Below are 21,562 nucleotides of genomic sequence, written 5' to 3' on the forward strand. Positions count from 1 at the left end.
GTCAAAGGAAGTGTTTGGCTGTGAGTGGCTTTGCAACAAGCATTTGAGCATAAAAAAAAGCCAAACTTTTTACGGTTTGAGGTTACGTTTCAATAATAACTATTATGGATTTTGCACTTTTATTCTATAGAAGCGGTTATCTGTCACTCAAAACGAGCCAAAATCCAAAGTTTATAGCTGAAAGCTTTCGCAAACGAAACCAAATTAGTAGATTTGCCAAAAGTGTCAAGAAATAAATTTCAAGATTATGAAAGAAACATTTGGCGAATATATTCACAAGCTAAGATTAGATAATGGTTTAACATTAACTAAACTTGCGGCTGCATTAGACATAGACCAATCTACCTTATCAAAAATTGAAAACGGTAAAAGAAATGTACCTGCTGAAATAATACCGAAACTTTCAGCATTTTTCAGTCTTGACTTAAAAAAATTAGAACACGAGTATCTAAGCGAAAGAATTGCAGAATTAATTTATCCGGAGGAGGAAACTCAAAAGCTATTTTTAGCTGCTGAGGAGAAAGCAAAATATATGAGAATTAAAAACCAACATCAAAGTACACTCAAGTTTTAATTATGGTAGGAGCATCATTATTTTCAAGTGCAGGCATAGCAGAAACTTACTTTGAAGAAGTAGGAATTAATATTATCGCTGCTAACGAATTGGTTCAGGAAAGAGCTGACCTATATCAGGCATTGTATCCAAATTCTAAAATGATTGCAGGTAGCATTTTAGACGATAAGATTTTTAAAACACTCGTAGAAAGTACCCCTGAAAAATTAGACTTTCTAATTGCTTCACCACCTTGTCAAGGAATGAGTGTTGCAGGAAAAAATCGGAATATTGAGCAAATGCTTAAAGATGAAAGGAATTATCTTGTTTTTAAAATAATTGATTTCATTAAATTAAAATCTCCCGATTTTGTACTGATAGAAAATGTACCAACATTTTTTAAGATGGTTTTGCCATACCAAAATCAACATTTAAAAGTAATAGAGATTTTAAATCTATTATTCGGCAAAGAATACAAAATTGAAGCTAATGTGTATGATGCTTCTGAATATGGTGTTGCTCAAAGACGGACAAGAGCAATCATAAAATTGTACCGAAAAGACAAAAAATGGGGACAACCTATAAAGTCTGAAAAGCAAATAACAGTCGAAGAAAAGATTGGTTTTTTACCAAGTATTGAGGCAGGAGAACAGTCAAAAATAAAATGGCATTTTGCCCGAAAACATTCGGATAATCACGTACTGTGGATGAAGCATACCCCAACAGGAAAAACTGCTTTTGAAAATGAAGAATACTTTCCTATAAAATCTAATGGAGAAAAAATAAAAAGTTACAATACCACATACCGACGAATTAAATGGGATGAACCCGCTCCCACCATTACAATGCGAAATGATGCAATCAGTTCACAATTGAATGTGCATCCAGGAAGAAAATTAAAAAACGGAACTTATTCTGATGCAAGAGTTTTAACACCTTTGGAGTTAATGTTGTTGTCCTCTCTTCCACAAAATTGGAATATCCCGGATAATACACCTGAATTACTTATTAGAAAATGTATTGGAGAATGTATTCCGCCTTTGTTAATTAAAAATATTGTTGCTCAAATAAATCAATAATATGACTTTACGAATTGATAGTAAGAAATGGATTTTATACAGACATACAAGAGATTTTGAAAAACTTTGTGTTGTTGCTGAATTTTTGAAGTCATACACCAAGACAGGAATTTCAAAAGATGAGAAAGCGCAATTAAATTCAAAGTTACGTGAGTTAGGTTTGTATAGCGAAAGAAATCCTGAATTACCGCTTGATGCGATAAACCATAAAATCAATCAGCTTTCATATTATATGTTTGGCTACCAAGCCAAGGTTGATGGGCAAGACCGTTTTTTATTTAGTCCGCTTGGAAACTTATTTTTGAAAAACGTTGGGGATAAAGAGAAAATAGCCAAAATATTTCTTACAATGCTTTGGGCTGTACAATATCCCCATCCACATAGCGGAACGGATAGCGAATTTCAGCTTTATCCATTTCGTTTGATTTATAAATTGCTTTCAGAACCAAAACTATCTAACAAACTTTATGCTTTTGAGGTTGCGTACGTTGTTGTGTTTCTCAAAGAAGCTACTCAAAAAACATATGATGTCTTAATAAATGAATTATTAGCATTAAGAAAGTTTTCAGATGAAGAAATTGCTCAAAAATTTCAAGAAGACAGACACGCTTATGTGAACTCTGCTTATGAATGGGATTATTACGTTTCAAGTCTGTTTGAAAGTGCAGGTGTATTGAACAAACGAGAGGGAATTGTTATAACCAAACTACAACACGGAACAACCAATACTTTTAGGAAAATAACAAGAAACGAGGTTGCAATTCCTGAAAATTTAAAACAGTTAGTTCAGCAATTAGAAAATGAATATTCTTTTTTAGCAAAGCCTCTGTTGCTTAACGACCCTGAACGTTTGAAAATTGATGTTATTAAGGAAATTTACAGTTTTTACCCTAAGACACTTTTAGTTGAAATTGGCGAAGTAGCTGATGATATAAAATTTGAATTGCTTAATCTTCCGAAAATTATAGAACAATACGCAAACAATAACGAAGGAGCGGAAGCATATCTTTTTGAAGATGCTTTGACAGATGGTTTCAATATGTTCTACAATATAGAAGCCGAAAAAGTAGGCGGAGCAGGAAACACTGATTTGGAATGCCTGTATATTCCTAAAAAGAAAAAATTCGCCGTTGATGCCAAGTCGACCAAAAACAAACTTTCGGGTGTAAATGCTGGAAGATTAGAAGGGCACCGAGAAAAAATTGGGGGAGCTTACACAATTGTAGTTACGCCAAGATATGTTCCAGCGGTACTTCAAGATATTCGCACAAGTCCGATTGTAATTATTCGGGCAAACACTTTTTCGGAATATTTATACAACTGTATTGATAATGACGTGAGAGAAATTGACTACGAAGATTTTGATAATATCATCGTCAATAATCTTGGAAAAGACATCAGTAAAAACATTTCGGACCTGACTATTTCAAGGTTTGCAGCAAAAAATTAAAACTTACGATGATTACAATTACGAGAGAAAATAATATGGAATTAATGGCAAGATATCCAGACAACTATTTTGACCTTGCCATAGTCGACCCACCTTATGGGATTTTAAACAAAACAAAAAGAGGTGGCGACTACAAATTTAATATGGATGAGTACAGTCAATGGGATGTAAAACCCAATGATGATTACTTTAATGAGTTACTTCGGGTTTCAAAAAATCAGATTATTTGGGGAGGAAACTATTTCGGACAACTTTGGCTAAAAAGCGAATACAACAAAGGGTTTATTATTTGGGATAAAAACCAACCCGAAACATTGAATAATTTTTCAATGGCAGAAATGGCTTGGTCATCATTAGACAAGCCTTCAAAAATTTTCAGATTTAGTGTAAGAAAAAATAGAAATAAAATCCACCCAACACAAAAACCAGTAGAGCTTTACGAATGGCTTTTGAAAATGTATGCTAATCAAGGAGATAAAATCTTAGATACTCATTTGGGAAGTGGAACAATTGCAATTGCGTGTTATAATGCAGGATTGAGTTTGACAGCTTGCGAAATTAGCGAAACCTACTATTTAAAAGCATTAGATAAGATAAAGGAAGTCATTCCCGAAAGTGCAATCCATACGAATGATTTAGATGCTTTTTCTCTGACATTTCCCGAGCAAACAAAATCGAAAAACGGATTATATAAACAATATCAAGAACAGGTAGAACAATTGAGATTATTTAAAGAAGAACGAGCAAAGTACTATGCAGGTGTGAGATAGTTCCCATATAGCCATCTCCAAAATAATGTAATGAAAAAAGTAAAACTAAATAATATCGCAATTTTTGTGTTGTTCATTACATCATATATTCCGTTGTTTGGATTATTGATTTTGCGACAAGTCAAGCAAAATATTGATTATTTGAATTTTGGAGGTTTTAGTCAAGAAAGTGTATTTCTGGCTTTAGCAAAATTTGGGTTAAGCGTTTTTCTTTTTCTTACTGCAATATTCGGTTATATAGGGCTGAAATTTTTATTGATAAATTTAGATATAAAAAAATCAAATGGAGAGCTTGTAAAAGTCGTTGAAGTAGAAAACAAGAATAGTGAAAGCATCAGTTACATCTCAACTTACATTGTTCCCTTCATCTTCCAAGACACAAATAACTTATTTGACATTACGTCGATTTTCATTGTCTTGATAATCATATTTTTCATTTATACAAAATCAAATATGATTGTAATAAATCCAATATTGAGTATTACTCATACCCTTTACCAAATTGATTACAACAAGAAGAGCCAAACAAAAAAAGCTCTTTTGATAACAAAAGATGAAGATTTGGAAAGCGGGCAAGAAATAAAAATAAACTTAATTACGAAAAATATTTATTATGGATAAATCCATTTTGGTCGATATAATTGGTCAGGCAAGTGCGGAAAACTTAAAGATGTATTTTGTCACTCGTATTCTCAAAGAAGGAATGAAAGCTAACGCACGTGTTTTGGAAAAGTTTGACTTTAAAGTTTATCAGATAGAGATTACGGATGAAGTAAGAAACTATCTTTATGAACTTTCATTGAAACAGTTCAAAAAAATTCAGGATAATGAAGATTTAAACTTTTTCGATTATGATGTCATAGCTGACGAAACAGAACATCTGTTTACTTATCAAATGCAGAATAAAGTTGGCTCTTTTTCAGACGTTGTTTATAACCAATTAAACCAAAGCCCACCGAAAATCACAGATTTAAACGATATACTCCAAGATGAAACTCTTTGGGCATATTGTGTCGAGTTTGAAATTGACAGTAATAAATCTTTTTATACATTTAGAAAAATATCCCCCGGAAAAGTAGGAGTGGAAAAGGAAAAAGACGGAGAAAAGAAAAGCTTAGGCAGTCAGATAAGGACTTTTTTTGACACCAATACCAATACACTTTCATTGCTAAAAAGCGATACTGTTTATTTAGACAAACAAATAGATTGTATCTTTTATGAAGAAACTTTTTACGTATTGAAGAAATTTTACTTTGAGCAACTTGTCGGATTACAAGAAGAATATAAGAAGAGAGCGGAAGACGTAGCAACATCAATATCTAAACATCAGTGTTTTGGAGATATTAAGCTTCTAACTGATAAAATAGAAACAAAAGCTTCTATTCATAAAAAGTTGATGAAGTTGGAAAAATTAGGAAATCTAAATTCTTTAACTTCTAAAAACATAAAAAAGTTGGAAACATTGGGTAAAAAGAAAAAAGCACCGATAAACTTAAAAGATGGTAAAATCCAATTTGAAACGGAAGAAGATATAGATAATGTGGTCAAACTATTATGTGACTATTTCAAAACTGGAGATTATTCAGGTAAGCCCTACGGAACATACGCAGGTAAGTTACAAGTGACGGAATAATGTTGTCATTTCTCACAAGAGGCATAATAAGATAATGTCACACTAATACGCAGTTATACTCCTAAAAAAAAGGGAAGTCTATACAAACTCCCCAATGTCAAAATCACCCAAATCACTTTTCCGCAAGGTGGAAGAACCGTCGTCGCTTTCAGATGAAAGTGTGCTATCCAAAAGCTCGGCAATTTTTCGGGAAGCACCCTCAATGGAATTTTCCAGTAAGCTGAATAATTCGGTTCCCTGTAATTTCTGAACTATGGCTACCGCTGTTTCCTTTTGAGCCTGTTCCAAATTCTCTTTTTGGAGCAATGCCCCTACGGAGCTTAGTTCGTCGTAGGTAACCCCTTGGGCAAAACCGTTATCGCCACCGGATATTCCGTACCTGTTCCATTCTTCTTCCTCTTCCTCCAAATCAGGCATATTGCTGAAAACTTCGTCCAGTTCTTCCTGCGGAATTTGAATGCTGACGTTTTCGTTTTCGTCGTATTCAATGTCTAAATTATCAGGGTTTATCTCCTGTTCCGTTATTTGGCTTTCATTGGCAGTGTTTGGCAGGGAAAGGCTTCTTACTGGCTTGGGTTGCCCCATAATATCGGGCAGGTTCGGGTTAACTTTTTCCTGTTTGGACTTTTGCTCCGACCTTTTATGAATGACAATCTTATCCTGCAAAAGCAGGACAATGACTATCAGCAGGCAAATCACAATTACTATTTCCATAATCAGATGCTTTAAAAAATGGGTTTAAACTTTTCGTTGAAATCATCGGTAATGGCTTTTTCAAACATCTCAAAATGATGCTCCAGTATGTTATCGAGATAAGCATACAGGGGTATGGCATCTTTACCAATAACCTGTACAATACGGGATAGCCGTTCGTGGTATTCCTGCCGTATATATATGCTTTTATCGCCCCGCTTTGTCATCGAATGGGTTTTCAAAAAGTGTTCGCCGTAGCTTCCGTCAAGGCTTTTTTTGATGCGGTTCCTTTCCCGTTGTACAGGCTTACTTTGTGGTAACTCAACCTGCTTTACCACATCTTGTTCCGCTTCCTTTTCCTGCTCTTCGGCAGGTAGCTGTAAACCGTCCTTTTTAACGCCGTCTACCATCAGGTTCATCATCATTTCCTCGTTAATGTCCGGCGTTACTTTTCTTTTATTGTCTTTCTCCATAGCACTACAATTGAATGATGTTTAAAAATTCGCTGATGAACAGGTCTAACTGGCAGGCTTTCATCAAACGCTCATCGGGTGGCATTACCGTAGAACGGAAAACCGTTTTGCTGTCCGCTTCGCTTTCCTTGCGAAAACGGGTGCTGTTCTTGATTTGGCTTTGCATCAGGCTTAATCCCAATTGCCCGATTAGCTGATTGTACACGTCATATAAGGGTGTGCTTTCCCTGCCGTCCACCTGGTTCCAGAAAAGATTAATGGTTTCTATAGATGTCTCGCCTTTTTTCATAATCACGTCCTGTAAAAGCTGTGTGAAGATGAGCGTACTTTCCATTACCACACGGTCTGCCGTGATGGGCGTGAAAATGTGGTGCATACCTGCCAATGCTTTCAGGATGCCGGGCGTGTTTACAGTTCCGGGCAGGTCGAAGAACAGCACATCAAGCGGAACGGGAGAAGTGTTTACAAATTCGTGCGCCGCATCGAGTACGCTATCCGCTTTGTGCTGCATAATGGGATAGGCTTTTTTGTTGATGGTGGTAAACTGCTTATAAGCCAGTTTTTTCAAAGCCTCATTTTCCATTACCATTGCCAAATCACGGGTTTTCATTTTCATCAGGCTGTGCTGCGGAAAATCCGCATCAAATACGGCTACGTTGTAGCCCAACCGATAGTGCATCGTGCTTGCAACAAGCGTGGTAAATGTGCTTTTGCCAACACCGCCTTTTTGAGAAGAAAAGGCAACGAACAGAGGTTTCTTTTTTGTGTCCATATTTTTAAAATTTAAAGTTTACATCTTGCTGTTTTCAGTCTTGCAGGCTTGCACCCGTGCAGTCCTGATTTCGTGCTGTCTTTCTTGCAGGATAGCTATCAGGCTTGCCTGCGGGAATTGCTGATTGCCTGCTTCCTTGCTGTATAGCAGCCCTGCTTTCATTCAGGCATCTTATCAGGGGAGATTGCGTTCTTGCATTCGTTCCGTTCGTCATTCCATCCGTCACGCTTTCCGTCATTCCTGCGCTCTTGCTTTCTTGCATTCCTGCAATCTTGCAGGCAGGATAACCTGCCATCTTGAATGTGTGCCGTCTGCTTGTCCTGAAGCACGGGCTGTCTGCCTGCCTGCCAACATTCAGGGGCAAAGAACTCATCAAATTCATTCAGTTGTATAGCGGTGGCAGTGTTTGGCGTTCAGAGGCAGCATTTGGCACTGTGGCACAGTGCAACGCTATCGTAAACAGGGCTTTACTTTGTATTGTGATTTTTATTAACGGATTTATGCAAAAGTCTTTTGACATATCAGGAGGTAACGGGAACGGCATCGAGCCGTTTTTCCCTGTTACATTCAATCCGTCCCGCAGGGCGGATTTTTGTGTTCACCGGAACACGGCAAGTTGTGTTTTGAGCATCTCGGAATGATTTCCGATGCTCAAAACAACTTGCCCTTTGCAGGGGGCAGAAAACACCTTCCGAAGTCAGGGTTTTGTATGGATTTTAAAATGGATTAGTGATGAACGATAACAACAAAAAGCAATTGAAAAAGACCGGACGCCGCCCCAAAGAAGACCCGGCGACCATCCGCTATACGATTTCTTTTAACGAGCAGGAACACGTCCGCTTTCTTGCCCTTTTTGATAAATCAGGTATGCAGGTAAAAGCACATTTTATAACGTCCTGCATCTTTGACAAGACCATAAAGACCATTCAGATTGACAAGGGAACGGTTGATTTTTATATGCGGCTGACCTCTTTTCATAGCCAGTTCCGTTCCATAGGTGTAAACTATAACCAAATTGTAAAGCTGTTGTACAAGAATTTCACCGAGAAAAAAGCCGCAGCGTTCCTGTACAAACTGGAAAAACAGACGGCTGAAATGGCAATGCTGTGTCAGAAAATCATCCAAATAAGTGAGGAATTTGAAGCCAAACACCTGAAAAAATAGCGGTAGAAATGATAGCAAAAATTGGAAGAAGCGCAAATTTATACGGTGCATTGGCGTACAATCAGCTTAAAGTGGAGAATGAAAACGGGCAGATTTTGTTTGCCAACAAGATGATTGAAACCGCAAGCGGTCATTATTCCGTTGCACAATTAGCACAATCTTTTGCGCCTTACCTGATAGCCAACCGAAATACCGAGAAACATACGCTGCATATTTCGCTCAATCCCGACCCGAATGATAAAGTAAGCGATGATAAGTTTAGGGAAATGGCAGAACAGTATATGCGGGAAATGGGTTACGGAGAACAGCCTTTTGTGGTATTCAAACATACCGATATTGACCGCAGCCATATACACATTGTATCGGTTTGCGTGGACGAGCAGGGCAAAAAGATTTCGGATAAATTCGAGAAAATGCGGTCTATGAATGTATGCCGTGAACTGGAAAGAAAACACGGGCTGATACCCGCAACGGATAAGGAGCGCAATCAAACTGATAAGGTTTTCCGTCCGGTAAAATACAAAGCCGGAGATGTGAAAAGTCAAATTGCTTCGGTCGTTCGCCACCTCCCGAACTACTACCAATACCAAACATTGGGCGAATACAATGCCCTGCTTTCCCTGTTCAATATTACCACCGAGAAAATCGAGGGCGAATTGCAGGGGCAGCTACGGCAGGGTTTATTGTATATTCCTTTAAACGAGCAAGGCGAAAGAGCCGGGCATCCGTTCAAGGCTTCGCTGTTCGGGAAGAGCGCAGGGCTTCCGGCTTTGGAACTGCATTTTGCGAAATGCAAAACTGCTTTGAAAGACAACCCGACCAAACAGACCCTAAAATCTGCCGTTACCATTGCCCTGAAAACCACAAGCGATGAACAGGCATTTAAAAAGCAGTTAGCGGAACAGGGCATTAACGTAGTCGTGCGCCGGAATGATACAGGGCGTATTTATGGCATCACATTTATTGACCATAATTCCAAAGCGGTTTGGAACGGTTCACGTTTGGCAACAGAACTTTCTGCCAACACCTTTAATGATTATTGGAACAATAACATCAAACCCGATATTAAAGAACCTGCCGTTTTACAACCCAAATTATCCACATCAAATGATGCGGATCTTCCTGCGGAAGAACCACATCATTTGTTCGACTTCTTACATACTGAAAAACACGAAGACGGTTTGATTGAAGCACTGGGCGGCTTGCTTCCCGAAGCCCAGGGCGAAGATTACGAAGAACAGGACTTTGCCAATAAAATGAAGAAGAAAAGAAAACGCCAAAGAGGTCAGAAGTAATATTCAGCCAAACACTGCCACAGAACGCCACTGGCTGCCACATTCTTAGAGCCACTCCATAGAGCCTTTAAATTCACGCCCGAACATTAAAACTTTAGATAATGCAGGGAGAAGACGATTTAAGAGGGCTTGCCAAGATAATGGCTTTTATGCGGGCAGTCAGTATTCTTTTGGTGCTGATGCACCTTTATTGGTTCTGCTACGGTTTCTTTTTAGAACGTGGTTGGACGTTGGAAGTAATCAACAAGATATTAGGCAATTTCGACCGAACGGCGGGTTTGTTTTCACACACTCTTTACACCAAAGTATTCGCTTTGGTCTTACTGGCTTTAAGCTGTTTAGGGACAAAGGGCGTAAAGAACGAAAAGATAACCTGGACTAAAATTTACGTGGCGTTGGGCGTTGGCTTTGTGCTGTTCTTCCTGAACACACCTTTGTTAAAGCTATCTCCGGCAACAGGCACATTCCTGTATATGCTTACTATCTCATTAGGTTATATCGCCTTGCTGATGGCGGGCGTATGGATGAGCCGCCTGCTTCGTACCAACCTGATGGACGACGTATTTAATAATGAGAATGAGAGCTTTCAGCAGGAAACCAAACTGATGGAAAACGAGTATTCCGTTAACCTGCCCACCAAATTTTACTACAAAGGCAAATGGAACAACGGTTGGATAAACATTGTAAATCCATTCAGGGCATCAATAGTGTTGGGTACTCCCGGTTCCGGTAAATCTTATGCCATCGTAAACAACTACATCAAGCAGCAGATTGAAAAAGGCTTTAGTATGTATATCTACGATTTCAAGTTTGACGACCTTTCTACTATTGCCTATAATCACTTACTGAAGCATCGGGATAAATACAAAGTTCAGCCGAAATTTTACGTGATAAATTTCGACGACCCACGCAAGAGCCACCGTTGCAACCCACTCAATCCCGATTTTATGACGGACATTTCTGATGCTTACGAAGCGGCATATACTATAATGCTAAACCTTAACAGGTCGTGGATACAGAAGCAAGGGGATTTTTTCGTGGAAAGCCCAATTATTCTTTTGGCTGCGATTATTTGGTATCTGAAAATCTACGAAGATGGTAAGTATTGTACGTTCCCTCACGCCATTGAATTACTGAATAAAAAGTATTCGGATGTATTCACGATTTTAACTTCATACCCGGATTTGGAAAATTATTTGTCGCCCTTTATGGATGCGTGGCAAGGTGGAGCGCAAGACCAGTTACAAGGACAAATCGCATCGGCAAAAATTCCGCTATCAAGGATGATTAGCCCACAACTTTACTGGGTAATGACGGGCGATGATTTTACGCTTGACATCAACAACCCGAAAGAACCTAAAATTTTGTGCGTGGGTAACAATCCCGACCGTCAAAATATTTATTCCGCAGCTTTGGGTTTATACAATTCGAGGATTGTAAAGCTGATAAACAAAAAGGGACAGCTAAAGAGTTCCGTTATCATAGATGAGTTGCCCACAATTTATTTCAGGGGACTGGACAATCTTATCGCAACGGCGAGAAGTAATAAGGTTGCGGTATGTTTGGGTTTTCAGGATTTTTCGCAGTTGACGAGGGATTACGGCGATAAGGAAAGCAAGGTAATTCAGAATACCGTTGGCAATATATTCAGTGGTCAGGTGGTTGGCGAAACAGCAAAAAGCCTTTCGGAACGTTTCGGTAAAGTATTACAGAAACGCCAGAGTATGACGATTAACCGCAATGATAAATCTACCTCTATTTCGACACAGTTAGACAGCCTTATTCCGGCTTCCAAAATCTCAACACTTACACAAGGTTTGTTTGTTGGTTCTGTATCAGATAACTTTGATGAACGTATCGAGCAGAAGATATTTCACGCCGAAATTGTAGTGGACAATGAAAAGGTAGCGGCAGAAAGCAAAGCCTATCAGCAAATACCGCAAATCTTATCTTTTGTAAATGAGCAGGGCGAGGATAAGATGAAGCAGGAAATAGAAAACAATTACAAGCAGATAAAATCAGACATTCTGAATATTGTTGTTAGTGAAATGGAGCGTATCAAGAATGACCCTAACTTACAGCATTTGGTGCAGAAAGAATGATTATACTAAATATTTTTGTGATTTTTCTATTAATATATTGTTAGAAGAATTAAAAGTAACAGCACCATTACGTCAACATATAAAATGCCAAATTTTAATACTCATAATTTAGCATTTGCTTAAATAAACAAATTAGTTACATTTGCATTATGGATAATACTTCTTGTACACGACAACAGGCAGACATTAAACAAATCAATCGCTGTAAAGAAAGAGTTTCGGAACTCCACAGTTCGTTTGACTATTTGTCGAACGCACTTGAATTGACTGGAAACAATGTAAGACTGAAAATTCTGTTTCTTCTTTATGAAGAAAAACGACTTTGTGTTTGTGATGTGAGTGAAATTCTTGGAATGACAATTTCAGCGATTTCTCAGCACTTGAGAAAACTTAAAGACCGAAAGCTTATTGAAACCGAAAGAGAGGCGCAAACCATTTTTTACTCATTGACAAAAGAGTATGAGAAAATGTTGGACCCATTTTTTAAAATACTTGACGATAAAAAAAATTTAGAAACAATATGGTAACGGACGGAAAACTAATTGGGACTGGACTTTTGACAGCAATAGCAGCTTCATTATGTTGCATTACACCTGTTTTGGCTCTCATAGCAGGAACAAGTGGACTTGCTTCAACTTTCTCTTGGCTCGAACCTTTTCGTCCATATTTTATCGGGTTAACTATTTTAGTGCTTGCTTTTGCTTGGTATCAAAAATTGAAACCGCAAAAGAAAATTGACTGCAACTGTGAAACAACTGAAAAATCAAACTTTATGAAAACAAAATCATTTTTAGGAATTATTACCGTTATGGCGGCTTTACTTTTATCATTTCCGCTTTATGCTCACATTTTTTTTCCAAAGACCGAAAGTAAAGCAATTATTACCCAAACTTCCAAAATTCAGAAAGTTGAGTTTACAATCAAAGGGATGACTTGTTCAGGTTGTGAACACCACGTTAAAACGGAAGTTAGTAAACTAAAAGGAATTGTGGAAGTTGTGGTTTCTTATGAGAAAGGCAATGCCATTGTTAAGTTTGACAACAAACAAACAAGTATTATAGAAATTGAAAAAGCTATCAATTCGACAGGTTATAAATCACTAAAAAGTAAAATTATATCATAATGGAAATTAAATTACAATCAATTATAACTTGCCCAAATTGCGGATACAAAAAAGAGGAAACAATGCCAACAGATGCTTGCCAATATTTTTATGAATGTGAAAATTGCAAGACAAGATTAAAACCATTACAAGGCGATTGTTGTGTGTATTGTAGTTATGCCAGTGTTCCTTGTCCATCAATACAACAGGATAAAAAATGTTGCTATTAGAAACCAATTAAGAGAAAAAAATGTTCAGTTTTTTCAAAAAATATTTTCAAAAATTTAAGAAGAATACTTATGCTATCAACAGAAAAAACATTATCAGAAGTAATTGAAGTACTAAGACAAAGGGGTTATACGGAAGACTTTAATCTATTGGAAGAAAACATTTCGTACAAAATAGACGGAGAGAAAGTTAATTTAAGGGACATTGTTATTGATAAAATTTATCGTTTTACTGGGCTTAATGACTTGGAAGATGAGGCTATCTTATATGCGATGAGAAACCAAAAAGATGGAGCAAAAGGTGTTTTCGTAAATGGTTATGGTACATACTCTGACAGTGCAGCAAACAGCATCATTGAGCAAATATCAGTTGACGAGGACGATAATGATGATTGGACGATAGAAAATTAAATCACAATGACTGAATTAGAAAAAATTTTACAGCAAAAAGCTATAAAACCCACCGCTATGCGTTTGTTGGTGGTTGAAAAGTTATTGAAACAACAATATGCAGTAAGTCATAAAGAGCTGGCAGAACAGTTTGAAAAAGCAGATAATATTACTCTCTTCAGAACACTTAAAGTATTCCTGGAACACAAACTTGTCCATACCATTGATGATGGAAGCGGAGTGATTAAATACGCACTTTGCCAATCAGGATGCAATTGTAATTTATCAGAACTGCACACACATTTTTATTGTACCGACTGCAAACATACTTTTTGCCTTACTGAAACAGAAATTCCGAACATCGAAGTTCCTCAAAACTTTAAATTAGATGGAGCTAATTTAGTTCTTAAGGGGAAATGCGACAAATGTAACAAATAGATTTTTTCAACTTTGCAATTCTATTGCACAATCTATTTATTTATATTTGTAGCTGATGAAACTATTTATATTCATATTCAGTATATATTTTCTGGCATTATCCTTAATGCCGTGTACTGATGCGTGTGGTATGGATACCAGTAATACTTCAAAATCAGAGCTTTCTAATACAAGCAATGGTCAAACGAAAAACGGCGATTTATGCAGTCCTTTTTGTTCTTGTGCTACTTGTCATACCGTTGTGAATTTTACGTTTCAAACGTTCAAAATAAACGAGGCAAAGCCAAGTCTTAGCAAGATACAAAAATTCCCACTTCAAAATTTCAATTTCATTTCCAATTATCACGGAAACATTTGGCAGCCGCCAAAGATTAATACTTAATATTTTCAGCAAATGTATTTATTGGTAATGGATGATATATTCATTTACTATTAGATAGGTGTATTATCTAAATTGCACATTTAGCTGTCCTTTCTGTAACGGACAGAAAGTATTTATATCCATTATTATTAATTATTAATCAAATGAATTGTGTTAGACAGTATCATAAAATTTAGCATTAAGAACAAGCTCGTCATTGGAATAATGACATTGTTGCTCATTATTTGGGGAGTGTGGAGTGCCACAAAATTACCCATTGATGCCGTACCCGATATTACAAATAATCAGGTGCAAATAATTACGGTTTGCCCCACATTGGCGGCTCAGGAAGTAGAACAATTAGTAACTTTTCCGATAGAGCAAAGCATTGCTAATATTCCCGATTTAGAAGAAACCAGAAGTATTTCTAGGTTTGGTTTGTCCGTAATTACAGTTGTATTTAAGGAAAAAGTAGACATTTATTTTGCCCGACAGCTCATTAATGAAAAACTGAAAGAAGCAGAAGAAAAAATTCCGAACGGAATAGGGACACCTGAACTGGCTCCGGTCAGTACAGGGCTTGGTCAGATATACGAATATATAATACATCCCAAAAAGGGAAGTGAAAATAAATACAATGCCAAAGACCTTCGTACAATGCAGGACTGGATTGTTGCAAGGCAACTGTATGGTACACCCGGAATTGCAGAAGTAAATAGTTTTGGTGGCGAGCTAAAGCAATATGAAGTTGCTGTTAATCCTAATCGCTTAAAGGCTATGGATATAAGTATTACCGATATTTTCAACGCTCTTGAAAAAAATAACCAAAATACAGGGGGAGCATATATTGATAAGAAACCAAGTGCTTATTTTGTTAGAGGTATTGGTTTGGTTACATCATTAGAAGATATAAAAAACATCAGTGTAAAAAATAATCCTGGCAGTGTTCCAATTTTTATAAAAGATGTGGCAGATGTACGATTTGGTAATGCTGTAAGATATGGGGCTATGACATATAATGGAGAAGTTGATGCAGTAGGCGGTGTGGTAATGATGCTAAAAGGCGAAAATGCCAATAATGTAATTGAAAAAATAAAAGAAAAACTTCCTACTATACAAAAGTCATTACCTGATGATATTATTATTGAACCCTATATAGACCGTTCAGTTTTAGTTGACAAGGCAATGAGTACCGTAGAAAAAAACCTGATAGAAGGTGCGTTGATTGTTATCTTTGTATTAGTACTTTTTTTAGGAAATTTTAGAGCCGGATTAATAGTAGCTTCCGCTATTCCATTAGCAATGCTGTTTGCCTTAGCGATGATGAATGTGTTTGGTGTAAGCGCCAATTTAATGAGTTTGTAGATGTTTCTTTTGCAGGTGAAAAAGTATCTGAAATATATGAGGGAAACAAGACCTTTGATTTGATGCTTCGTTTAGATGATGCCAATAGAGGAAATATTGACAAGATTAAAAATGCAATGATTGATGGGACTAATGGTCAAAAAATTCCTTTGTACTATGTAGCTGATGTCGTAAGTACTACTGGTCCTAATACCATTAACCGTGAAAATGTACAACGTAAAACGGTAGTGTCTGCCAATGTTTCGGGTAGAGATCAAAAAAGTGTGGTAGAGGAAATTCAGAAAATTATCAATGAAAAAGTAAAACTTCCAGAAGATTATCATATCGAATATGGTGGTCAATTTGAAGCTGAAGCCGAAGCATCGAAAACGCTTATAGCTACTTCATTGCTGTCTATTTTAATCATTTTCTTAATCTTATTCAGAGAATTTAAAACCGTAAAATTAGCGGCTATCATTCTGATAAACTTACCATTAGCTTTAATTGGCGGGGTGTTCAGTATTTATTTCACCAGCGGAATTTTAAGTATTCCTGCAATCATTGGTTTTATCACTTTATTTGGGGTGGCAACACGTAATGGGATTTTATTAATATCGCATTACAATACACTTCGTGAAGAAGGATATACGCTTTTTGATACCGTAATACAAGGTTCTAAAGATAGGTTAAGCCCTATTTTAATGACTGCTTTAACCGCAGGTTTAGCACTTATTCCGCTAGCTATTGCTGGAGATTTACCAGGTAACGAGATTCAAAGTCCAATGGCAAAAGTTATTTTAGGTGGTTTACTTACTTCTACCATTCTGAATATCTTCATTGTACCAGCAGTCTATTATTTATCGAACAAAAAAGAAGCTACAAAATGAAAATAAATAGCATCGCTTTGTTGGTTGCCTGTCTTTGGGTAGCCAACGCAGAAGCACAGTCAGGGTTGGAAACAATCCTGACTGATATTAGTAAGAATAACAAAACTTTACAAAGTCAATCCAAATATTGGGAAGCTCAAAAATTGCAATTCAAAACAGGAAATACCTTGTATGATCCTACAATAAGTTACGATTATATGCGTGGTACCCCCAGTGCAGTGGCTGGAAATCAAACCGATATTAGTGTGATACAAAGATTTGATTTTCCTACAGTGTACGGTAAAAAGAAAAATTTAGCCAACGAAAAGAGTAAACAAGGAGATTTCGCATTACTTGCTACTAAACAAGATATTTTGTTAGAAGCGAAAAAATCGGCTATAGAACTTATTTACCGGAATAAATTGCAAGAAAAAATCAAAGAAAGAAAAACCAAAACTGAAAAGTTTCTTTCGGATTTTCAAACCAAATTAAATAGAGGTGAAGGAAATATTTTAGATGTCAACAAAGCAAAATTACAGTTAATTGAAATTAATAAAGATTTGAAGTTGAATACATCTTCAATTAATCAGCTTCAGCAAAAATTAACAGAACTCAATGGTGGTATTGATGTTATTTTTAATGAATCGGAATATCCTGAAGTTATTGCAATACCTTCTTTTGAAGAGCTAGAAGAAATCATCGAAGCTCAAGATCCAACAAGAAAACTATTGCAACAACAAACAACAATTGCCCAACAACAAATTCAGGTTACCAAGGCAATGGCTTTACCAAAATTTGAAGCAGGTTATCACTATCAAGGTATTTTGGGACAAAATTTTCACGGAGCTCGTATTGGGATGTCTATCCCTCTATGGGAAAATAAAAACCGTGTAAAACAAAGTATGGCTGAGTTGGAAATGAACGAAGTACAGTTGAATGAACATAAAGTGGAGCATTATTACAACATAAAAAGCCTTTATGAAAAATACACCAACTTACAAAAAACACTCGACGAATACCAAACGGTTTTAGAAAGTATCAACAGCATTCAGTTACTAGATAAAGCTTTGCGATTCGGAGAAATTACAACCATTCAATATTTCTTAGAAGCCAGTTACTACTACCAAGCTAGTAATAATTATTTACTTACCGAAAAAGAGTATCAAGATGTAATTGCAGAATTACTGAAATATCAATTGTAATAATATTGAAGAAAAACACATAAAGCCTTGTAAAAAATAAATTTTGCAAGGCTTTGTTTTACTCAAAAAAACAGACGTTTTTAGCTACGAATGTATTTAGTTAAGTTTTATAATATCTTTTAATACTCCTCAAAGCTACATTAAATTGCTATAATTATGGGGAGCGTTATTGATATTTTAAGTATGTCTAACGTTAGTATCCAAATTCTCTCCAAAATTATTGTTTAAATTTGTACAAATCGAATCAAATGAGGCTATTGGTAATCGAAGACGAATCCGATTTGTTACAAAGCATTTTGGAATATTTCAAGCAGGAATATTTCCGTTGCGAGGGAGTCACAACGTTTTATGAAGGGATCGAACGAGTGGAATCTTTCGATTATGATTGTATTATCCTTGATATCAATCTTCCTGATGGAAACGGATTAAAACTATTACAACATATTAGAGAGGATAAAAAGCAAGATGGTGTCATTATCATCTCCGCTCGTGATTCCCTGGATGACAAAATTGATGGGTTATTGTTGGGAGCAGACGACTATGTTACCAAACCTTTTCATTTGTCTGAACTAAATGCCAGGGTAAAAGCTTTGATCCGTAGAAAGTATAATCAAGGTAGCGCGGTACTTGAAGTGGGTAGTTTACAGCTTAATCTTTTAAATAGACAAATTACCTGTCATGGGGAAGAACTTCAGTTTACCAGAAGCGAATTTGATCTACTGGCTTATCTGCTCAATAATGCTAACCGGGTGGTTAGCAGGCAGGCTATAGCAGAGCATTTGTATGGAGACCGCACCGATAATATGCCGTCGTTTGATTTTGTTTACTCTCAAATAAAAAACCTAAAACGTAAATTGAAAGAAAGAGATTGTGATGAGTTGATACAGACAGTTTATGGATTAGGATATAAGATTTCATTATGAGTAGCCCACTTTTACAACGTCATACCAAATCATTGTTGATTTGGCTTCCACTTATCCTAGTTATCAGTTCGGCTATCTTTTATTTTGTGTTGAAAGGACATGCTCACCACGCTGAGGAGAAGTATCTTTTGCTAAAACAACAAAATGTATGGAACAGCTTTATGGCTACATCGGGAAATCTAGAACGACACATAACCGGTGAATATAGTATTGAAGAGAAAAATACATCAAGTGAGGTGGTATTAAATATCCCTAGAGATACCGCCCTATTCTATGAAATGGAAGGAAAGAAACTTCCTTTTAAGGTATTAACAAAAGAATATCAATGGAAGAATGCTTCTTATCTTGTCTCGACCTATATTTCTTCAACGGAGACAGCTCATCTTATTGCCAAGGTATTTTTTTCGGAAGCGATTATCCTTTTGGTTTTATTGATTACGATTGTCCTGGTAAGCCGAAAAAGCTCTGTTAGGCTTTGGCAACCTTTCTTTTCAAGTATAGATGCTGCTGAAAAGTTTGATCTTAACAGGAACAATGAGTTGCGACTTCCTGCGTTAACTGGAACTACTGAATTTGACAGGCTTAATGAATCACTCAATAAACTGGTTGAAAATGTAAATAGAGCCTATCATAATCAAAAGCAGTTTGTTGAAAATGCTTCGCACGAAAGCCAGACACCACTTGCTATTATCCGGGCCAAGCTTGAATTACTTATTAATTATCCAAATATTGATGAGAAGGAAGCGCTATTGCTAGGTGATATAACAAATGCAACAAATCGCTTGAGTGAGATGAACAAGACTTTGTTATTACTTGCCAAAATTGAGAATAATCAATTTCCTGAGACTGAACGTATAAATGTAAATGAGGTTGTTCAGGAAATATCAGGAAACTGTGAAGCATACATAGATGATTGTCCTCGTATGACAAGTACAGTTGTTGACCATATTACGGTTACCGCTAATCGAACATTGATTGAAATCCTTGTTTCAAATATTATCAATAATGCTATCGTACATAATAATGAAAAAAAAGAAATAAGAATTAGTATAGAAGACAGTAAGGTAAAAATAGAAAATACAGGGAATCCTTTGCTCATAGATCCAGAAGCCTTATTTGAACGCTTCCGGAAGAACACTTATCAAAAGAATACTACAGGTTTAGGATTGGCGCTGGTAAAGCAAATCTGTCAATTATATGGTTACACTGTAAAATACAATTATATAAATGGTTGGCATAATGTAGAAATTTGCTTTAGCTGATTGTTTCTCCAAAATCTCTCCAAAATCACATTATAGCTTTGCTACATAATCAAAATTATCAATAGCTGATAAATATTATGTTGCAAAGTATTTTTAAAAAGAAATGTCTGCCCATTTTTATAATGGCGATTTCTGTAACCCAGGCTTCGGCGCAGCAAGATACGTTACTAAGTCTGAACGATGTTATCGTTTTGGGCAATCAGAATTATCATCTTCTCCGAGCCAGAACGTTTGACGCAATAGCGGCAGAAAAGCATGTAGATGTGGTAAAATATAGCAGGTTGCCGACTCTTGATGCTAGTTATCAGGCAGGGATTTCTACGGCTAATAACCTGATAGGTGTTTTTAATCCAAACGGGATATTGCCCATCTCAGGTCCTCCGTCTACCGAGAATAAATTTGAACCGGGCACAGGAAGTGCAGCAGGAATATTGTTGAATTGGCAGGCGGTTACTTTTGGTGAAAGAGATGCCCGTATAAATACCGCTGTCGCTGAGGCTACTGTTCAGAAATCTTTATTACAAAAAGAACAGTTTCAGCACGCTATCAATATCATCAGTAGTTATCTGGATATCCTGTTGGCGAATGCTAATCTGCATATACATCAACAGAATATTAAGCGTGTGGAAGCAAATCTAAAGCAAAGTCGTGTATTGACTAGCAGCGGGATAAAAGCTGGTGTCGATACTGAATTGTTTCAGTCTGAATTATCAAAAGCGAAAGTGGAATACATCAATTCGCATAAACAGTTGGAGATTTTGCAATGGAATCTGGCTCGTTTAATTGTAATCGAGAATCTACCTGTTCCTCGGGATTCTGCTTTTTTGTCGACATTACCTTCAAGTAGAATATTGACGGATAGTAATCTTGATTTACATCCAATTATCAAATATTCGCAAAGCCAATTTGAATTAAGCCAGTCAAAGGAACAGCAGATTAAAAAATCATATCTACCTAAAATAAATGTATGGGGAGCAGGTTTTGCTAGGGGTTCTGGTTTTCTGGCTGATGGCAGTTTACATGCTTGGGAGGGGTTGAACCTTACTCGATATAATTACAGTGTAGGGTTACAACTTACTTTTCCGATTATGAAGTATGGTGAAGCTAAACGGCTATTAGCACATCAATCCTCTTTATCAAAGGGTGCTGAAGAACTTTTGCAGAATGAACGTTCTCAACTCTTCTCTCAGCAACAGATTGCCAATACTACACTTGATCATAGTCTTCAGGTGGTGTCTGAAACCAAGGAGCAGTTAAGGTCTGCACAAGCAGCTTTCCAAGCTATGCAGATTAGGTATAATACTGGTTTGGTTAATTTTTCGGACCTGATACAGGCTCAGTATACCTTATTGAAATCTGAACTTGATGTTAAGCAAGCTTATTGGGATACTTGGAAGGCTCAGTTGCTGGAAGCTGCTGTAAAAGGTGATGTGAATATTTTTTTAAATGAAATGAAATAAGGG

Annotated in this window: 23 protein-coding genes and 1 pseudogene; 21 read left to right on the plus strand and 3 right to left on the minus strand. The window is 36.7% G+C overall.

Annotation, left to right across the window (positions count from 1 at the left end; all coding sequences use genetic code 11):
* Nucleotides 1–247: 247 nt before the first annotated feature.
* From ACM44_RS05490 to ACM44_RS05515, 6 genes are read left to right on the plus strand one after another with little or no spacing between them, the layout of a single operon-like run.
* Nucleotides 248–574: a helix-turn-helix domain-containing protein gene (locus ACM44_RS05490; protein ID WP_002978487.1), complete on the plus strand. Its 327-nt coding sequence runs from the start codon at nucleotides 248–250 to the stop codon at nucleotides 572–574.
* A 2-nt stretch (nucleotides 575–576) separates the two neighbouring features.
* Nucleotides 577–1,632: a DNA (cytosine-5-)-methyltransferase gene (gene dcm, locus ACM44_RS05495; RefSeq protein ID WP_002978486.1), complete on the plus strand. Its 1,056-nt coding sequence runs from the start codon at nucleotides 577–579 to the stop codon at nucleotides 1,630–1,632.
* Between the two features lies 1 nt (nucleotide 1,633).
* Entirely contained in the window at nucleotides 1,634–3,082 is a 1,449-nt protein-coding gene (locus ACM44_RS05500) for a hypothetical protein (RefSeq protein WP_002978484.1), read from the plus strand.
* 8 nt (nucleotides 3,083–3,090) lie between these two features.
* Nucleotides 3,091–3,852 carry a DNA methyltransferase gene (locus tag ACM44_RS05505; protein WP_002978482.1) on the plus strand — a complete coding sequence of 254 codons (762 nt, stop codon included), beginning with the start codon at nucleotides 3,091–3,093 and terminating at the stop codon, nucleotides 3,850–3,852.
* Nucleotides 3,853–3,882: 30 nt separating this feature from the next.
* Nucleotides 3,883–4,473 carry a hypothetical protein gene (locus ACM44_RS05510; RefSeq protein ID WP_002978481.1) on the plus strand — a complete coding sequence of 197 codons (591 nt, stop codon included), beginning with the start codon at nucleotides 3,883–3,885 and terminating at the stop codon, nucleotides 4,471–4,473.
* Nucleotides 4,466–5,485, plus strand: a complete 1,020-nt coding sequence (locus ACM44_RS05515) for a Kiwa anti-phage protein KwaB-like domain-containing protein (protein WP_002978479.1) — start codon at nucleotides 4,466–4,468, stop codon at nucleotides 5,483–5,485. Before ACM44_RS05510 ends, ACM44_RS05515 begins: the two co-directional genes overlap by 8 nt.
* 78 nt (nucleotides 5,486–5,563) lie before the next feature.
* On the opposite strand, the gene ACM44_RS05520 is transcribed toward ACM44_RS05515, so the two are convergent.
* Genes ACM44_RS05520 through ACM44_RS05530 form a run of 3 tightly spaced genes read right to left on the minus strand, consistent with a single transcriptional unit; the run spans nucleotide 5,564 to nucleotide 7,423 of the window.
* On the minus strand, nucleotides 5,564–6,199 hold the full coding sequence (locus ACM44_RS05520) for a hypothetical protein (RefSeq protein ID WP_048499040.1): 636 nt from the start codon (nucleotides 6,197–6,199) through the stop codon (nucleotides 5,564–5,566).
* Between the two features lie 11 nt (nucleotides 6,200–6,210).
* The gene (locus ACM44_RS05525; protein WP_002978475.1) at nucleotides 6,211–6,651 is read right to left on the minus strand and encodes a DUF3408 domain-containing protein; all 441 of its coding nucleotides are present in this window, start codon (nucleotides 6,649–6,651) and stop codon (nucleotides 6,211–6,213) included.
* Between the two features lie 4 nt (nucleotides 6,652–6,655).
* Nucleotides 6,656–7,423 carry a ParA family protein gene (locus ACM44_RS05530; RefSeq protein ID WP_002978474.1) on the minus strand — a complete coding sequence of 256 codons (768 nt, stop codon included), beginning with the start codon at nucleotides 7,421–7,423 and terminating at the stop codon, nucleotides 6,656–6,658.
* Nucleotides 7,424–8,155: 732 nt separating this feature from the next.
* Between ACM44_RS05530 and mobA the strand changes: the two genes are divergently transcribed.
* The 15 genes and pseudogenes from mobA to ACM44_RS05600 all read left to right on the plus strand — a co-directional run bounded on the left by mobA (nucleotide 8,156) and on the right by ACM44_RS05600 (nucleotide 21,559).
* Nucleotides 8,156–8,587: a conjugal transfer protein MobA gene (mobA, locus tag ACM44_RS05540; protein WP_048499041.1), complete on the plus strand. Its 432-nt coding sequence runs from the start codon at nucleotides 8,156–8,158 to the stop codon at nucleotides 8,585–8,587.
* Between the two features lie 8 nt (nucleotides 8,588–8,595).
* Nucleotides 8,596–9,882: a conjugal transfer protein MobB gene (mobB, locus tag ACM44_RS05545; RefSeq protein WP_048499042.1), complete on the plus strand. Its 1,287-nt coding sequence runs from the start codon at nucleotides 8,596–8,598 to the stop codon at nucleotides 9,880–9,882.
* Nucleotides 9,883–9,983: 101 nt separating this feature from the next.
* Nucleotides 9,984–11,984 (plus strand): conjugal transfer protein MobC, encoded by a 2,001-nt coding sequence (gene mobC, locus ACM44_RS05550; protein WP_048499043.1) that lies wholly within the window; start codon nucleotides 9,984–9,986, stop codon nucleotides 11,982–11,984.
* A 149-nt stretch (nucleotides 11,985–12,133) separates the two neighbouring features.
* Nucleotides 12,134–12,511 (plus strand): ArsR/SmtB family transcription factor, encoded by a 378-nt coding sequence (locus ACM44_RS05555; RefSeq protein WP_024566613.1) that lies wholly within the window; start codon nucleotides 12,134–12,136, stop codon nucleotides 12,509–12,511.
* The gene (gene merTP, locus ACM44_RS05560) at nucleotides 12,505–13,107 is read left to right on the plus strand and encodes a mercuric transport protein MerTP (protein WP_024566614.1); all 603 of its coding nucleotides are present in this window, start codon (nucleotides 12,505–12,507) and stop codon (nucleotides 13,105–13,107) included. The genes ACM44_RS05555 and merTP overlap by 7 nt, the downstream gene beginning before the upstream one ends.
* Nucleotides 13,107–13,316 (plus strand): GDCCVxC domain-containing (seleno)protein, encoded by a 210-nt coding sequence (locus tag ACM44_RS15700; RefSeq protein ID WP_078679374.1) that lies wholly within the window; start codon nucleotides 13,107–13,109, stop codon nucleotides 13,314–13,316. The genes merTP and ACM44_RS15700 overlap by 1 nt, the downstream gene beginning before the upstream one ends.
* Nucleotides 13,317–13,385: 69 nt before the next feature.
* Nucleotides 13,386–13,724 carry a hypothetical protein gene (locus ACM44_RS05565; RefSeq protein ID WP_024566615.1) on the plus strand — a complete coding sequence of 113 codons (339 nt, stop codon included), beginning with the start codon at nucleotides 13,386–13,388 and terminating at the stop codon, nucleotides 13,722–13,724.
* Nucleotides 13,725–13,730: 6 nt separating this feature from the next.
* Nucleotides 13,731–14,141, plus strand: coding sequence for a Fur family transcriptional regulator (locus ACM44_RS05570; protein ID WP_048499044.1), 411 nt, complete (start codon nucleotides 13,731–13,733; stop codon nucleotides 14,139–14,141).
* A 55-nt stretch (nucleotides 14,142–14,196) separates the two neighbouring features.
* The gene (locus tag ACM44_RS15940) at nucleotides 14,197–14,523 is read left to right on the plus strand and encodes a DUF6660 family protein (RefSeq protein WP_371131589.1); all 327 of its coding nucleotides are present in this window, start codon (nucleotides 14,197–14,199) and stop codon (nucleotides 14,521–14,523) included.
* Nucleotides 14,524–14,673: 150 nt separating this feature from the next.
* Nucleotides 14,674–15,864: pseudogene (locus tag ACM44_RS15705) on the plus strand (efflux RND transporter permease subunit); the annotation flags it as partial.
* A gap of 35 nt (nucleotides 15,865–15,899) precedes the next feature.
* Nucleotides 15,900–16,733, plus strand: a complete 834-nt coding sequence (locus tag ACM44_RS15710) for an efflux RND transporter permease subunit (protein ID WP_241477149.1) — start codon at nucleotides 15,900–15,902, stop codon at nucleotides 16,731–16,733.
* Nucleotides 16,730–17,914, plus strand: a complete 1,185-nt coding sequence (locus ACM44_RS15715; RefSeq protein ID WP_048499046.1) for a TolC family protein — start codon at nucleotides 16,730–16,732, stop codon at nucleotides 17,912–17,914. The genes ACM44_RS15710 and ACM44_RS15715 overlap by 4 nt, the downstream gene beginning before the upstream one ends.
* Before the next feature lie 248 nt (nucleotides 17,915–18,162).
* Nucleotides 18,163–18,837 (plus strand): response regulator transcription factor, encoded by a 675-nt coding sequence (locus ACM44_RS05590; RefSeq protein WP_048499047.1) that lies wholly within the window; start codon nucleotides 18,163–18,165, stop codon nucleotides 18,835–18,837.
* Nucleotides 18,834–20,099, plus strand: a complete 1,266-nt coding sequence (locus ACM44_RS05595; protein ID WP_048499048.1) for a sensor histidine kinase — start codon at nucleotides 18,834–18,836, stop codon at nucleotides 20,097–20,099. Before ACM44_RS05590 ends, ACM44_RS05595 begins: the two co-directional genes overlap by 4 nt.
* Before the next feature lie 77 nt (nucleotides 20,100–20,176).
* Nucleotides 20,177–21,559, plus strand: a complete 1,383-nt coding sequence (locus tag ACM44_RS05600) for a TolC family protein (protein ID WP_048499049.1) — start codon at nucleotides 20,177–20,179, stop codon at nucleotides 21,557–21,559.
* The last annotated feature ends 3 nt before the right edge of the window (nucleotides 21,560–21,562 follow it).

This window comes from Chryseobacterium koreense CCUG 49689 (genome assembly GCF_001045435.1).
Taxonomy (GTDB): domain Bacteria; phylum Bacteroidota; class Bacteroidia; order Flavobacteriales; family Weeksellaceae; genus Kaistella; species Kaistella koreensis.

Coding starts and splice junctions, on each gene's coding strand:
- ACM44_RS05490 (WP_002978487.1), top strand. CDS start 248: ATGAAAGAAACATTTGGCGAATATATTCACAAGCTAAGATTAGATAAT.
- dcm (WP_002978486.1), top strand. CDS start 577: ATGGTAGGAGCATCATTATTTTCAAGTGCAGGCATAGCAGAAACTTAC.
- ACM44_RS05500 (WP_002978484.1), top strand. CDS start 1,634: ATGACTTTACGAATTGATAGTAAGAAATGGATTTTATACAGACATACA.
- ACM44_RS05505 (WP_002978482.1), top strand. CDS start 3,091: ATGATTACAATTACGAGAGAAAATAATATGGAATTAATGGCAAGATAT.
- ACM44_RS05510 (WP_002978481.1), top strand. CDS start 3,883: ATGAAAAAAGTAAAACTAAATAATATCGCAATTTTTGTGTTGTTCATT.
- ACM44_RS05515 (WP_002978479.1), top strand. CDS start 4,466: ATGGATAAATCCATTTTGGTCGATATAATTGGTCAGGCAAGTGCGGAA.
- ACM44_RS05520 (WP_048499040.1), bottom strand. CDS start 6,199: ATGGAAATAGTAATTGTGATTTGCCTGCTGATAGTCATTGTCCTGCTT.
- ACM44_RS05525 (WP_002978475.1), bottom strand. CDS start 6,651: ATGGAGAAAGACAATAAAAGAAAAGTAACGCCGGACATTAACGAGGAA.
- ACM44_RS05530 (WP_002978474.1), bottom strand. CDS start 7,423: ATGGACACAAAAAAGAAACCTCTGTTCGTTGCCTTTTCTTCTCAAAAA.
- mobA (WP_048499041.1), top strand. CDS start 8,156: ATGAACGATAACAACAAAAAGCAATTGAAAAAGACCGGACGCCGCCCC.
- mobB (WP_048499042.1), top strand. CDS start 8,596: ATGATAGCAAAAATTGGAAGAAGCGCAAATTTATACGGTGCATTGGCG.
- mobC (WP_048499043.1), top strand. CDS start 9,984: ATGCAGGGAGAAGACGATTTAAGAGGGCTTGCCAAGATAATGGCTTTT.
- ACM44_RS05555 (WP_024566613.1), top strand. CDS start 12,134: ATGGATAATACTTCTTGTACACGACAACAGGCAGACATTAAACAAATC.
- merTP (WP_024566614.1), top strand. CDS start 12,505: ATGGTAACGGACGGAAAACTAATTGGGACTGGACTTTTGACAGCAATA.
- ACM44_RS15700 (WP_078679374.1), top strand. CDS start 13,107: ATGGAAATTAAATTACAATCAATTATAACTTGCCCAAATTGCGGATAC.
- ACM44_RS05565 (WP_024566615.1), top strand. CDS start 13,386: ATGCTATCAACAGAAAAAACATTATCAGAAGTAATTGAAGTACTAAGA.
- ACM44_RS05570 (WP_048499044.1), top strand. CDS start 13,731: ATGACTGAATTAGAAAAAATTTTACAGCAAAAAGCTATAAAACCCACC.
- ACM44_RS15940 (WP_371131589.1), top strand. CDS start 14,197: ATGAAACTATTTATATTCATATTCAGTATATATTTTCTGGCATTATCC.
- ACM44_RS15715 (WP_048499046.1), top strand. CDS start 16,730: ATGAAAATAAATAGCATCGCTTTGTTGGTTGCCTGTCTTTGGGTAGCC.
- ACM44_RS05590 (WP_048499047.1), top strand. CDS start 18,163: ATGAGGCTATTGGTAATCGAAGACGAATCCGATTTGTTACAAAGCATT.
- ACM44_RS05595 (WP_048499048.1), top strand. CDS start 18,834: ATGAGTAGCCCACTTTTACAACGTCATACCAAATCATTGTTGATTTGG.
- ACM44_RS05600 (WP_048499049.1), top strand. CDS start 20,177: ATGTTGCAAAGTATTTTTAAAAAGAAATGTCTGCCCATTTTTATAATG.